This window comes from Luteolibacter sp. SL250 (assembly GCF_026625605.1).
Taxonomy (GTDB): Bacteria; Verrucomicrobiota; Verrucomicrobiia; order Verrucomicrobiales; family Akkermansiaceae; genus Luteolibacter.
Map to the genome: position 1 here is coordinate 1,764,592 of NZ_CP113054.1, position 12,619 is coordinate 1,777,210.

12 protein-coding genes are annotated in these 12,619 nt (G+C 62.3%); 6 read left to right on the plus strand and 6 right to left on the minus strand.

The annotated features are described in order from the left end of the window. Positions 1-61: 61 nt before the first annotated feature. Positions 62-505: an ElaB/YgaM/YqjD family protein gene (locus OVA24_RS07795; protein WP_267674637.1), complete on the minus strand. Its 444-nt coding sequence runs from the start codon at positions 503-505 to the stop codon at positions 62-64. A 243-nt stretch (positions 506-748) separates the two neighbouring features. On the opposite strand from OVA24_RS07795, the gene OVA24_RS07800 reads away from it, so the two are divergent. Continuing rightward, complete coding sequence (locus OVA24_RS07800; RefSeq protein WP_267674638.1) at positions 749-2,005, plus strand: AbfB domain-containing protein; 1,257 nt, start codon at positions 749-751, stop codon at positions 2,003-2,005. Between the two features lie 14 nt (positions 2,006-2,019). Here the strand turns inward: OVA24_RS07800 and OVA24_RS07805 are convergent, their stop codons facing one another. Genes OVA24_RS07805 through OVA24_RS07820 form a run of 4 tightly spaced genes read right to left on the minus strand, consistent with a single transcriptional unit; the run spans position 2,020 to position 5,986 of the window. Next, positions 2,020-4,518: an AsmA-like C-terminal region-containing protein gene (locus OVA24_RS07805; RefSeq protein WP_267674639.1), complete on the minus strand. Its 2,499-nt coding sequence runs from the start codon at positions 4,516-4,518 to the stop codon at positions 2,020-2,022. An 18-nt stretch (positions 4,519-4,536) separates the two neighbouring features. Further along, on the minus strand, positions 4,537-5,232 hold the full coding sequence (gene radC / locus OVA24_RS07810; RefSeq protein WP_267674640.1) for a RadC family protein: 696 nt from the start codon (positions 5,230-5,232) through the stop codon (positions 4,537-4,539). Between the two features lie 9 nt (positions 5,233-5,241). Then, entirely contained in the window at positions 5,242-5,616 is a 375-nt protein-coding gene (locus OVA24_RS07815; protein WP_267674641.1) for a hypothetical protein, read from the minus strand. Positions 5,617-5,620: 4 nt separating this feature from the next. Beyond that, positions 5,621-5,986 (minus strand): Dabb family protein, encoded by a 366-nt coding sequence (locus OVA24_RS07820; protein WP_267674642.1) that lies wholly within the window; start codon positions 5,984-5,986, stop codon positions 5,621-5,623. A gap of 71 nt (positions 5,987-6,057) precedes the next feature. On the opposite strand from OVA24_RS07820, the gene OVA24_RS07825 reads away from it, so the two are divergent. The 5 genes from OVA24_RS07825 (at position 6,058) to OVA24_RS07845 (ending at position 11,893) form a co-directional block, all read left to right on the plus strand. Continuing rightward, positions 6,058-6,462, plus strand: coding sequence for a thiol-disulfide oxidoreductase DCC family protein (locus OVA24_RS07825; RefSeq protein WP_267674643.1), 405 nt, complete (start codon positions 6,058-6,060; stop codon positions 6,460-6,462). A gap of 62 nt (positions 6,463-6,524) precedes the next feature. Beyond that, on the plus strand, positions 6,525-7,823 hold the full coding sequence (gene hisS, locus OVA24_RS07830; RefSeq protein WP_267674644.1) for a histidine--tRNA ligase: 1,299 nt from the start codon (positions 6,525-6,527) through the stop codon (positions 7,821-7,823). Positions 7,824-7,870: 47 nt separating this feature from the next. Next, the gene (gene aspS, locus OVA24_RS07835; RefSeq protein ID WP_267674645.1) at positions 7,871-9,691 is read left to right on the plus strand and encodes an aspartate--tRNA ligase; all 1,821 of its coding nucleotides are present in this window, start codon (positions 7,871-7,873) and stop codon (positions 9,689-9,691) included. 388 nt (positions 9,692-10,079) lie between these two features. Continuing rightward, a complete protein-coding gene (locus tag OVA24_RS07840) occupies positions 10,080-11,492 on the plus strand; it encodes an apolipoprotein N-acyltransferase (protein ID WP_267674646.1) in 1,413 nt (470 codons plus the stop codon). A gap of 56 nt (positions 11,493-11,548) precedes the next feature. Then, positions 11,549-11,893, plus strand: a complete 345-nt coding sequence (locus OVA24_RS07845) for a hypothetical protein (RefSeq protein ID WP_267674647.1) — start codon at positions 11,549-11,551, stop codon at positions 11,891-11,893. A gap of 46 nt (positions 11,894-11,939) precedes the next feature. Here the strand turns inward: OVA24_RS07845 and purN are convergent, their stop codons facing one another. Continuing rightward, entirely contained in the window at positions 11,940-12,530 is a 591-nt protein-coding gene (gene purN / locus OVA24_RS07850; protein ID WP_267674648.1) for a phosphoribosylglycinamide formyltransferase, read from the minus strand. Positions 12,531-12,619 lie beyond the last annotated feature (89 nt).

Consider the following 12,619-nt stretch of genomic DNA (forward strand, 5'->3'; position numbering starts at 1 on the left):
TCAGAAAACCCGCTGCCGCTCCCGGTGGAGGACGGCAACGGGTGGAAGGAGAGGACAGGACTCAGCGGCGGAGGATCAGGCCGATGAGGAAACCGACGCCAAGGGCACCCAGGACGGATTTGGTGGGGTTCTGGCGGATGTAGTCCTCTGCGGTGACATGGAGTTCCTTCGCCTTCACGCGGGTATCCTGCCATTGCTCGGTGGCGGTTTCACGGAACTGGTGGGCGCGTTCGGAGGCGGCATGTTTGAGGGCCTCCGCCTTTTCGGCTGCGGTGGTTTTGAATTGGGAGGCCTTCTCGCTGGCGACCTCGCGGAACTGGTGGGCGGATTCGACGGCCTTCTCCTTGAGGGCGTTCGCCTGGGCGGAGGCGGTGCTGGCCAGTTCGCGGACTTTCTCGCCGGCTGCGGCACGGAGATCATTTGCGGCCTGCGCGACCGATGGGGAACCCTGGGTGAAGCCTGCTTCCGGATCCAGGTTGTTAGGGGTGGCGAATGAGTCTGACATTTGGGTGGTTAGGTTGAATTACCGATGACTTGGTTGAAGCGTCAACTTCCGCAAGGTTGGCACCGCAAGTGCCGGGGTGCAAGGAGTGACTTCATGATTCCTGCCGGGCCGCGTCATCCTGTTAGCCAATTGCGGATGGCACGTTCATCCGCGGACGGCACGGGCGCGTGGCGGATGGCGGGAAGCCGGGAAAGATGAGAAAGGGTTCGCAATCAGGCCTGGATCCGGCATATACGGATTTCCATGTGCTTGGGTTCCACCTGGTATCTGGTCGTTGGATGGTCGTTCATCTGCTGGTGGGCGGCGGATGTCAGGGCGGAGGAACATCCGGTGGTCGGGGTTCTCCGTGAGACAGCGGGGAAAACCATGGCGGAGCTGGAGACGGACGAGGTTTTCAAAGAGGCGGAGCTTGCCAAGAAATACCTGGCTGCACTGGACTTGCTTGAAAAGAAACTGGCGGCGGAGGGGGATCTGGACGGGATTGTCGGTTTGCGGGAGGAGAAGAAGGCGGTTGCGGAGAATGGCACGGCGTCGGGACATTCCGGTACCGCTCTGGTCGGGCTCCGCGGGAAGTACCTCCAGCTACGGGAGGACCTGCGGAGGGAGACGGACAAGGAGCGGGCGAAACTGTTGGCAGGCGTGAAACAGGCGGTCACGGGGAAGGAGAGCGAGCTGGTGAAAGCCGGTGATGTGGATGGAGCTTTGGAAATCCGTCGTGACGGGGAACGTCTGCTGGGGGAGCTTTCCAAGGACATGGCTGGATCCGGGACCGGAGCAGGCATGGCCGCTTCCCCCGGTTCTGTCAGCCTGCCGGAGATCCGGACGGCGGAGGATCTCAGAGCGTTCCTTGCCGGATCGGTTTGGAAAGTGACCGGTGGCAGCGGTTCCATCCGCAGCAGGATCGAGTTCGGCATGGATGGAAATGCGACCGCCGATGACGGGAGGAAGCTGGGTGGATGGTCGTGCGATGACGCGCGCACTTTCCGCATATCCGCCGCCGGCAATACCGGGGTCTTCGGCCCGGGTTGGGATTCGTTCGAACTTTCACTCGCGGACGGCGGCAAGGTATCGGCAACCAAGGTGACGAACCCCCATCATGGCAGGACCGTCCGGTTGAGGTTGGCGGATGACGCGAAGACGGGTCTTTCCTTCAGCAAGGGAAGGCCCGCCCGGACCAGTCAGGAGGCGGACACGGTCCGCATGGTCTGCGGGCTGTCGGATCCGGATCACGTTTCCTTTGAGTATCCGCCGGGCAGAGGCTCCTATCTCCGGCACATCAAATATGTGCTGAACTGCCACGAGCGGCCGGACCAGATGACGCCGCTGTTCCGCGAGGACGCGACGTTCAAGGTGGTCCCCCTCGATGACGGGGCCGTGAGGCTGGAAGCGGTGAATTTCCCGGGGTTCTTCCTGGCCGTGGATGCAGGGAAGGGGCAGGTGGTTCTCAGAAAGGATCCTGGCCTTCCGGTTTCCCGTTTCCGGTTGGAGCCGGGCGGTTGAAAAGCGTGGTGCGCTTATCTGACCCGGAGCGCTCTGGGGGCGGGTTCTTCGACGGCGCGTGCCTTCGGCGGATTGAGCAGCGTTTCTTCCTGATCTTTCGGCGGGGAGGTGAACAATTCGCTCTTCCAGTCCGCGTCCCGCATCGGTCCGGTTCCGTGGAACTGGAACAGGCCGTAGAACGGCCGAAGCGGCAGGGTGATGAGACCTAGGAAGCCGCGCGCGTTCATCCGCACGGTCATGTCGATGTTGCGGGTGGCCAGGTCGATGTTGCCGTCTCCTGTGAAGACCAAGGAAGAGGTGCTGGTCCGGAAGTCATGGCTGCTCAGCACCCCTTTGTGGATCTGGAAGTTGAGGAAGGCGTCCTTCGCCCGCTCATGGCCGGCCCTCCGGTCACCGAGCGCGGCGGCCACCAGCTTGGAGAGGGGGCCGAACACCGGCACGGAAAAGAGTTCCGCCTTCTCAAGACCCAGCAATCCCGTGCCGTTGAGCGTCTCAATCTTTCCGTTGCTGCAGTCGAATTCGATCCGGCCCGTGGTGGTCCCGCCGCCTTCCATCTGGAATCCATAGGTGGACGCCACCTCGGGCAGGCCGACCTTGGTCCAGCTCACTTCTCCGCCCAGTTTGCCCTTGTGGAATTCAAACCGGGAACTGACCGGCCCGCCGAACGCCCGGAAGGTGAGGTCATCCACCAGCACCTGATCCCCGAGGATCAGCACCTGGCCCCGCGGTTGGAACAGGGTGATGGTCTCTCCCAGGAATTTGTAATCCGCCGCCCTTTCGGAGCTGAAGGAGACGGTGAGGTTGGTGCGGCCCTGCGGTGTCACATCGACGATGCCGGATCCTTTCAGGTTCGGTGGGGATTGGAACCGGTAGGCCTCCAGATCGTCCGCGATCTTGGGGGCGAACAGGCGGACCAGGGGCGCGGCCCACATGGTGCCCTCCACTCCTTCGATCTCCACGTGCCGCGGGGCCGGGTCGTAGCGGACGCGTCCGACCTTGGTGGTGCCCCGGCTGGGACCGCCGTAGGCATTCCGGAGGCCATAGTTGTCGTAGTTGAAGACCACGGTGCCGTCGTAGAAGTCCAAGGCGTGGTGACTGAGGTCGAACGAACACTTCGCCATCGCCACCGGCACACCCTTGAAGGTGACATTGTCCACCTGTCCGCGGCCGGTGTAGGCCCAGGATTTCCTTTCACGGGTATCGAATCCGCCTTCCAGCTCGATATCCACCTTCGCCCCGGGCAGTTTCCCGAAATCATTGATCACGATCTCCAGCGGCTGGCCGGTGAAGAACGGCAGATAGACCTCACTGGGAAGGGTGGACCTGAGGGCCATCTGGACGATGGGACCCTGGATGAGGGCCTTTCCCGTGGCCACTCCGTCTTTCCGGGTGAGGACGGTGTCCAGCAGGTAAAGGTTCCCTTCGTGCCACGAGAAGGAAGTTCCCACCGTGTCGAAGGCGACGCCTTTCATCATCACGGATTCGCATGCCGCGCTGCCTGTCACCCGGATGTCCGGAGGGGCGTCCTTCCGCAGCTTGAAGCTCCCCACCGCCTCGAGTTTCTGGCTGCCGCCGAAAGTGATCTGCGGGATGGCGGGGAGGTCCGCCCAGGATTTCAGGAGGCCGGGGATCTCCAGACCGGATGTCATTTCGAAACGGCCCTCCCCGGAATGGATGTCGTAGTCCACGCGCGCCTCCAGTTCCCCGCGTTCATCCACCGCATGGAGGGAGGTCAGGGTGAGCAAATTCCCGATCAGGGTCGCCCGTGTGTTGATCTGGTCGAGCACGTGGCCGTTTTTCTCCATTTCCCGCGCCTGGAGGCTGATGCGGGCGTTCAAGGTGGACTTGTCCGAAAGGTCTCCTTCCGCGAAGATCCTCAGCACCGGAGGCCGCTTCTCGTCGAAGGTCCATTTCTCCAGTTCGCGGATGAAGCGCGCCGCGACTTCCCGGCGCTTGGCCTCGTTGGGGTCCTCCTTGTGTTCCCCTTCCTTCTGTTGGTAGCCCAGCATGCGCGCGCCGAAGATCACGTCGATGCCGGCGATCTTTCCGCGGACGTCCCGTGCCTCAAGCAGCCGTCCACCGGGCATGAGCACGGTGCCGTTGAGGTCGGTGATTTCCAGCCGGGTGGAATCCGGATTCCGCGGGTCCAGCGGCATGCTGAGCCGGGCGTCGCTCAGCTCGACCTTGGTGAGGCGGAATTTCTTCCGGATCAGCTCGGCCTTGTTGAAATCCAGGACGATCCGTTCGAGCTGGGAGACCTCCAGCCGCTTCTCCTTGTCGGAAAAGACCCGGACGCCGCTGGCGATGATCCCTTTGAACGGGATGTAGGAGAGTGAATCAATGGTGAGGAAGGTGCCCTGCTTTCCGCATTCCTCCTCGATCGTCGCGCGCCAGGTTTCCGGCAGGCCGGTGCGGTTCGCCCACCAGATGATGGTCCCGACGGCAACCAACGACAGGGCTGCGGCGATGAATAGCGCCGTTCGGAGATTACGGATGAAATGCCAGCGCCACATTTTGCCGGAGGCCGCAATTTAGCGGATGATGCCGCATTCGCGAAAGGAAAAGTAGGGCCGCCTGCCGGGAGAGGGTTTTCCGATGATGATGTGGTCGAGGAAGTTGATCTGCATCAGTTCCGCAGCCTCGGCGATCCGGCGGGTGATCATCTCGTCCGCCCGGCTGGGGCAGGGATCCCCGGACGGGTGGTTGTGGATGAGGACGAAGCTGTATCCCGCGCGGGTGATGACGGGGCGCAGGATCTCCCGCGGGTGGGCGCTGGCCTCATTCACCCCGCCCATGGAAATGACCGTCGTGCCGATGTGGCGGTTCCGGGTGTCCAGCACCGCCACGACCACCTGTTCGTGCGCCAGGTGGGCCATCTGGGGGGCGAAAAAGCGGTGGATGGTCTCCGGGGCGTCCAGCGTTTCCTGGTCGATCTGTTCCCGGGCCACGCGGGCACCCAGCTCGAACGCCGCCGCCAGTTTCGACGCCTTGGCGATGCCCATGCCCTTTTCTTTCGCCAGCTCGGTGACCGGCAGGGCACCCAGAGCGCTCATGGACCCGTACTTCCTCAGCAGATCTCGGCCGATGGTGATGGCGCTGCGACCCTTCGTCCCGGTGGAGATGAACAGGGCCATCAGCTCCGCATTGTCCAACGAGGCGGGGCCCAGGCGGGAAAGTTTCTCGCGCGGGCGTTCGCCGCTGGGCAGGTCCTGGATGCGGTCGGTCATCGCGGGGAACTAGAGCGGCTCCCCGGGATCTTGAGAAGGATCAATCCCGGCCGGGTCCGTTCCGGAAATGCGGAACGATCTGATGTAGGCCCACTGAGAGATGAAAAACACCACTCCTGCGGCGGCATATCCCGCGAAGGCCCAGGCCGGGCGGTTGCTCGCTGCCAGGATGAGCAGGATGGAAAACAGAATCCCACACAAGGAGAGGGTGAGCAGCACGGGAGGCGCGGTCCGGTTCACGGACAGCGTGATGCCCATGGCTACGCCGCCGATCAGGCCGATGACCAAGTTTTCCACCAAGCCACCGCCCTTCAACATCCACACGGCGGTCATGCAGGCCGCGCAGATCCAGGCTGATGTTTTTCGGCGGGAAAGAGCGCTCATGGCATCATTTCTCCTTCGCCGTGTAGTCGAAGACCAGCGCCTTCTCCAGCAGCGGCTTCACCTTGGCGACGAAGGCCTGGTGGGCGGCGTGGGGCAGGTATTTCTCCAGGTCCGCCTTGTCCTTGAAGGTGACCAGGAAGGCGTGGGTGAGGCCGTCGTTCATGCCCACCTCGGCATTGTCCATCTTTCCGCACTCGAAGTCCTTGATGACGTCGATCTGGCTGGGGAGCTTCGCGAACTCAGTCTCGATCTCCTTCACCTGCTCCGGCGTGGCGGTGGATTTGAACTGGAATAGGACGATGTGGCGGAAATCACCGGCGGAGGAGAGGGCGGCTGTCATGGCGAGGATGGAGAGAATGAGTTTTTTCATATCCCGGATACTCGGAAATCAGCGGATTCGTGTCGAAATAATTCCATCCCAGGCGGGTCCATGCTAACGTCATGTCCATGGGCTGGGTGCTGTTCTTCGATGGCGATTGCGCGTTTTGTTCCGCCTCCGTGCGCCGGGCGGTGAAGCTGGATACCCACAAGCGGCTGAAATTCGCCCCGCTGCAGGGGAAGCTGGCGGCGGAACAAGGGTTCGGCGGAAACGCGGCGAAACAGGGCGGAACCATGGTCCTGATGCGGGAGTCCGACGGAAAAATTTTCCAACGCAGCGAGGCCCTCATCGAGCTGACCCGTGTCCTGGGGGGCTGGTGGCGGCTCCTGACACCGGTGAAATTCGTCCCCCGTTTCATCCGGGACGCCGCCTACCAGTGGTTCGCGGACCACCGCTACTGGTTCTCCGAAAAGGGCGGATTCTGCGAAATGCCGGACCCGGAGGTCCAGAAACGGCTGCTGGAGTGAGGGGAGGGGCGCGGAATCCGTCTTGAAATGCCGGTTCCGGCGTGCATCCTCGCCGCCCGCCCATGGCCGCACTAGCTTTCCAAGCCCTTCCAGGATTCCGCGATTTCACACCCCGTGAATGCGCCATCCGGAACTATTTGTTCGAAACCTGGCGCGGTGTCGCACGCCGCTGTGGTTACGTGGAGTATGAGACGCCCATCCTGGAGGACACCGGCCTTTATCTGAAAAAGTCCGGCGGCGAACTTTCCTCCCAGCTTTTCCGCTTCGAGGACCAGGGTGGCCGCGACGTCACGCTCCGTCCGGAGGTGACCGCCTCGCTGGCCCGCCTCATCGCGGAACACCAGCGGAATTTCCCGAAGCCGCTCAAGTGGTTCGAGATCGGCCAGTGCTTCCGCTATGAGAAGCCGCAGAAAGGCCGCGGCCGCGAGTTCCACCAGTTCAACGTGGACATCTTCGGCGAAGCCGGACCTGCGGCGGACGCGGAGCTGATCTCACTGGCGATCGAGTCGATGCTGGCCTTCGGTTTCGTGGAGGGTGACTTCGTCGTCCGTGTCTCCGACCGCCAGGCGTGGATCGACTACGCGACCGCGAAGGGTATCGCCGGAGAGAGCATTCCGGACTTCCTCGGCATCATCGACAAGATCGAGCGGGAGAAGCCGGATGTGCTGGCACAGAAGCTCGCTGTTTTTTCCCTCACCCCGGAGGAGGTGAAAGCCTTCATCGCGAACCCGGAGAACGCTTCCGCCGCCTACGCCGCCATCAAGGCGGACCTGACCGCGCGCGGCCTGGGTGACTTCGTGGAGCTGGACCTCTCCATTGTCCGCGGTCTTGCTTATTATACAGGCGTGGTGTTCGAGGTGTTCGACTCCAGGAAATCCATGCGCGCCGTCGCCGGTGGTGGCCGCTATGACACGCTGATCGCCACCATTTCCGAAGGTGCGGTGGATCTCCCCGCGACCGGCTTCGCGATGGGTGACTATGTGATCCGCAACCTCATCGAGGAAACCCCGCACGCGAACATGCAGATGGAAGTCTGGCTGCAGCGCAACGCCGCCGGGTGCGACGTCTATGTCGTCGTCGCGGATGAAACCAAGCGCGGCGAAAGCCTGAAGCTCCTCACCGACCTGCGCCGCGCGGGCATCTCCGCCGACTACGCCCTGGCCGGGAACGTCAAGGTCGGCAAGCAGTTCCAGAACGCCGAGAAAGCCGGTGCGCGCTTCGCCGTCGTCGTCGGTTCCGAATATCCCGAGCTGAAAGCCAAGATTCTCTCCAGCCGCACCGAAGCCACCGGCAGCGCCGAAAACGCCGTCGAATGGATCACCTCCCTGATGCACCAGCCGGACGGTCCGTTGCTGGCTTGAAGAATTTTCAACCACGGCCATCCGTCGTTTAACAAACCTCTCTCCAAATGCGCACACATCATTGCAACGAACTCCGTGAATCCGACATCGGTAAAACCGTTACCCTGATCGGTTGGGTCAATTCGGCCCGTGACCAAGGCGGGGTGATCTTCATCGACCTCCGGGACCGCGAGGGGGTGACCCAGTGCGTCTTCCGCTCGGAAGTCTCCAAGGAAGCCGCCGATGTGTCCCACACGCTCCGCGTGGAGGATGTGGTCCAGATTTCCGGCAAGGTGGAGGCCCGCCTCAAGACGGACGAGGTGGACACCACCAACTCGAAGCTCGCCACCGGCACCATCGAGATCGTCGCGGAGACGCTCAACATCGTGAACAAGGCGGAGGTCCTGCCGTTCCAGCTCGACAAGGAGTTGTCCAACGAGGACCTGCGGATGAAGTACCGCTACCTCGACCTGCGCCGCCCGCGCATGAGCAAGAACATCCGTCAGCGTGCCGTCATCACCTCTGCCGCCCGCCGCTACCTCGACGAGAGCGGATTCTTCGAGGTGGAGACGCCGATCCTTTCCAACCCGACGCCGGAAGGTGCGCGGGACTTCCTCGTTCCATCCCGCCTGAACCCGGGCCGCTTCTACGCGCTGCCGCAGGCTCCCCAGCAGTACAAGCAGCTCATGATGGTCGCAGGCCTGGAGAAGTATTTCCAGATAGCCCGCTGCTTCCGTGACGAGGATCTGCGCGCGGACCGCCAGCCGGAGTTCACCCAGATCGACATCGAGGCCAGCTTCGTCGGCCAGGAAGACATCATCAAGCTGGTGGAAGGCCTGCTGGTTTCCATGTTCAAGGCCGGCCTCGGCATCGACGTGCCGACCCCGTTCCCGCGCATGACCTACCGCGACGCGGAGGACATCTATGGTTCCGACAAGCCGGACACCCGCTATGACATGAAGATCACGGACCTGGGCGACGTCTTCGCCGCGACCGAGTTCAAGATCTTCCGCAGCATCATCGACGGCGGCGGCGTGGTCCGCGCCATCAATGCGAAGGGCTTCGCCGGCATCACCACCGGCCAGATGAACCGCCTCAACGAGATCGCCGTGCAGGCGGGCCTGCCGGTGAAGAACCTGGCGTTCATCAAGCTGGAGAACGGCGAATACAAGAGCCCCCTCTGGAAGATCTTCACGGACTCCGAAAAGGAAGCCGTCGTCGCGAAGCTGGGCCTCGCGGAAGGGGACATCGTCTTCTTCGCAGCGGGCAAGCGCGAGAGCGTCAGCACCATCCTCGGCCGCGTCCGCGTGGAGATCGCGGACATGATGGGCCTGGTGAAGGACTCCACCGCCTACAACTTCCTGTGGGTGGTTGATTTCCCGCTGCTCGCCCACGACGAGGAGAGCGGCCACTGGGTCGCCGTGCACCACCCGTTCACCCGCCCGAACCCGGATGACATCGCCAAGCTGGAAGCCGGTGAGTATGCGGACGTCCGCGCCGTGGCCTATGACGTCGTGCTGAACGGCTACGAACTCGGCGGTGGTTCCATCCGGATCCATGAAAAGGACCTGCAGGCGAAGATGTTCACCGTTCTCGGCGTGGATGCGGAGGAACAGCAGATCAAGTTCGGCCACATCCTGGATGCCTTCCGCTTCGGCGCGCCTCCGCACGGTGGTCTGGCCCTCGGCCTCGACCGCATCGCCATGCTCGTCGCCGGTGAGGACAGCATCCGTGAGGTGATCGCCTTCCCGAAAAACAACAAGGGCGCGGACCTCATGGCCAGCAGCCCCTGCCAGATCGACTTCAAGCAACTGCGCGAGGTGTACGTTCAGTCCACCTACAAGGACCCGAAAACGGCGCCCGCCGCCGAGAAGGCTCCGCAGGCTTGATCCTGCCACCATCATCCAAGAGAGGCCGGGGGGATTTCCTTCCGGCCTCTTTTTTGGGAGATTCCAGGGGCAGGGATCCGGTCTTCGGCAGGGACGGTTTTCCAAACCGTCCGGCAGGGTGGATGTTCATCATCCCACGATTCCGATTTTCCTGATGATCCCTGCGATTCTTCCGAGGGAAAGACATTGGAAACCGACTGTCGGGGTGAAAGACATTGCCTCCGCCTGACCGCATGGAATGGAAGCGAAGCGGACATAGCGGCTATGCCGCAATGCGGTCCCTGCCACCCCACCCGGGGAGCGCACATGTAAGACAATCCCCAAACTGTAGGAGCGAAACTTGATCTCGACGCGGAGGTGCGTGGTCCTCCACCCTGTCTGATACCGCATGAACACGACGTCGTATTCCTTCCCCCTCCGCTGCCTCACGGCCGTCCTCTGCGGTGCGGCCTACGCCGGGGCCTTTCCGCCGGTCGGTTGGAGATGGCTCATCGTGCCTTCCGTCTTCGGGTTCATCCATTCCCTGCGGGGTGTGCATGGGAGCCGTGCCCGCGCGTTGGGATTCATCTTCGGGATGACGGCGTTCAGCCTGAGCCTGTCGTGGTTGTGGAATCTGTTCGGGCCGACGGCCATCGTCCTATGGATCGTGCTGGCGGCGTTCCCCGCGTTGTTCGCGCACATGCAGGGGCTGGCCCGGCACCTTACGGGATGGAGATTCACGGTCTTCACCGCATTGAACTGGGCGGGCTGGGAGTTCATCCGCGCGGAGCTTTTCCCGCTGAAGTTCCCATGGATGACAGTGGGGCTGGCCGTGGGGCCGAACGCGCTGCTGCCATGGATCGGCGTTTATGGGGTGGGCATGCTGGTGGTGTTTTTTCTCGCGGTTCCGTGGAGGTTCCGTGCGGTGTATGGAGCCGTGGTCGCGGGGGTGGTCGTGTATGTGGCCGCATGGGTGGGTAGGCCGATCGACAAACCCCATGTTGATCTCCCCATCGCCGCCATCCAGTTGGAGAACACGACCTTGGACAAGTATGCCGAGGCCACTCGCGCGCTGCCGCCGGAGATCCGCTATGTGGTCTGGCCGGAATACGCGCTGCCGTATGACGTCCGCCAGAATGAACAGGAGTGGCGGCAACTGCTGGACCTTTGCAAGGAGCGGGACATCACCCTGACCTTGGGCACTCAGTCCCGGGAGAAGTATTCCGAGGTATGGCGAAACATCGCGCTCACCCTGGATGCCTCCGGCGCGCTGGGGGAGCACAACAAGATCCACACCGTCCACATGTTCGCGGATGGAAAGCCGGGCACGGAGGCGAAGGCGGTCACCACCACCCATGGCCGGGTAGGGACTCCCATCTGCTTCGACTGCGATTATGAAGGCGTGATCCGGAAAATGACCGCCTCCGGGGCACAGTTCATCGCCGCACCGGTGATGGATGCCATGTCGTGGAGGCGTAACCAGCATGATCAGCACGCGGAGCTTTTCCGCATCCGTGCCGCGGAGAACCACCGGTGGATCTTTTCCTCCGCCACTTCAGGTGTTTCCCAAGCCATCGATCCATCCGGAAGGGTCCGCGCCAGACTGGGTGCGATGGAGCAGGGGACGGTGACATCGGTCATCGGGAAGTCGGACCGCCTGACGCCCTACACCCGGTTCGGCTGGCTCACGCCGTGGGTCTCTCTGGGGCTTGCCGCGGTGTGCTGGGTAGGATTGGCGGTGAAGGCGGTCAGGCAGAAAATGGAAGAACTCCGGATGAAGGCAGCTGAGAAACTGAGACTGAAGGATGCACTGCGGGCGTGAAAGACAGCTTGGGTATTCAGGTAGGTAACTGTGCTTCTTTCCCCGCTCATCGAACCATGGATCTTTTGCCCATAACCATATTCCTGATAGTCGTTGTGGTGGGTTCCTGCTTCTGGATCACCATGCTTGATCTCGCTTTCTATCGTTCTTCAGTGGTATGTCCTTTCCTGGAGAAGTGTGGACTGAAGATCGAACGCGAAGAATTCCGGAAGCTTTTCAGCATGTGGGATGTCTTCATGATGCGGAGGGAAATGGAGGTGCTCAGACAAATGGCATCTCATGATATTGATGCTGATCGCATGGCCGTGGGACTGAAGCGGCGGATGGTCATTGCTTCATCATGGTTCCTATTGGTCGTCCTGCTCATTTTGCTGAAAATGATACGCCAGGCGATGGCCTGAATCTCCTTGAAGCCGGGAGTGGTGGTGGAGGCGATTCCAGTTTTTATCAGAGCGGGATCTCTCCCTTGGAGACCCGGACCAGCGTTTCCACCAGAAACCGGTGCTCCCGCTCCAGCACCCGTGCGGCCAGTGTCTCCACGGTGTCTTCCGGGAGCACGGGCACCGGGGTCTGCGCGAGGATGCGGCCTTCGTCATAGGCACCGTCCACCAGATGGATGGTCACGCCGGTTTCCGTCTCACTGGACGCGAGCACCGCTTCGTGCACGCGGCTGCCATACATCCCCTGGCCGCCGAACTTCGGCAGCAGGGAAGGGTGGATGTTCACGATGCGACCGTCGAAGTGGGAAAGGGTCGCGGGGCCGAGCTTTTTCATATAGCCGGCCAACAGCACGATGTCGGTCCCGGATTCCCGCAGGGCCGCGAGGATGGCTTGGTCAAGGTCCGCCGGTTCCGGGTGGGTGGTTCCATTCAGGACGCGGTGGGGGATGCCGGCGGCAGCCGCACGTTCGAGCGCGTATGCCTTCCGGTTGTTGGAGATGATGATGGACGGCTCCATGCCGAGCCTGCCGCATGCGATGGCGTCCAGCACCGCCTGCATGTTGGAGCCTCCGTGGGATGCCAGGATGGCGATCTTCATGCACCGAGCCTAGGAAAGGGAGGTGTGGCGGTGAATCCCGAAATCAGGGGAAACCATGCGACCTTGTAAAAATGAAGCGGCCCGATCGA

Excerpts from the sequence above, each read along its gene's own strand:
- hisS (WP_267674644.1), top strand. The coding sequence starts at position 6,525 with ATGGCCGCACTAGCTTTCCAAGCCCTTCCAGGATTCCGCGATTTCACA.
- aspS (WP_267674645.1), top strand. The coding sequence starts at position 7,871 with ATGCGCACACATCATTGCAACGAACTCCGTGAATCCGACATCGGTAAA.
- OVA24_RS07805 (WP_267674639.1), bottom strand. The coding sequence starts at position 4,518 with ATGTGGCGCTGGCATTTCATCCGTAATCTCCGAACGGCGCTATTCATC.
- purN (WP_267674648.1), bottom strand. The coding sequence starts at position 12,530 with ATGAAGATCGCCATCCTGGCATCCCACGGAGGCTCCAACATGCAGGCG.
- OVA24_RS07820 (WP_267674642.1), bottom strand. The coding sequence starts at position 5,986 with ATGAAAAAACTCATTCTCTCCATCCTCGCCATGACAGCCGCCCTCTCC.
- radC (WP_267674640.1), bottom strand. The coding sequence starts at position 5,232 with ATGACCGACCGCATCCAGGACCTGCCCAGCGGCGAACGCCCGCGCGAG.
- OVA24_RS07840 (WP_267674646.1), top strand. The coding sequence starts at position 10,080 with ATGAACACGACGTCGTATTCCTTCCCCCTCCGCTGCCTCACGGCCGTC.
- OVA24_RS07845 (WP_267674647.1), top strand. The coding sequence starts at position 11,549 with ATGGATCTTTTGCCCATAACCATATTCCTGATAGTCGTTGTGGTGGGT.
- OVA24_RS07795 (WP_267674637.1), bottom strand. The coding sequence starts at position 505 with ATGTCAGACTCATTCGCCACCCCTAACAACCTGGATCCGGAAGCAGGC.
- OVA24_RS07825 (WP_267674643.1), top strand. The coding sequence starts at position 6,058 with ATGTCCATGGGCTGGGTGCTGTTCTTCGATGGCGATTGCGCGTTTTGT.
- OVA24_RS07800 (WP_267674638.1), top strand. The coding sequence starts at position 749 with ATGTGCTTGGGTTCCACCTGGTATCTGGTCGTTGGATGGTCGTTCATC.
- OVA24_RS07815 (WP_267674641.1), bottom strand. The coding sequence starts at position 5,616 with ATGAGCGCTCTTTCCCGCCGAAAAACATCAGCCTGGATCTGCGCGGCC.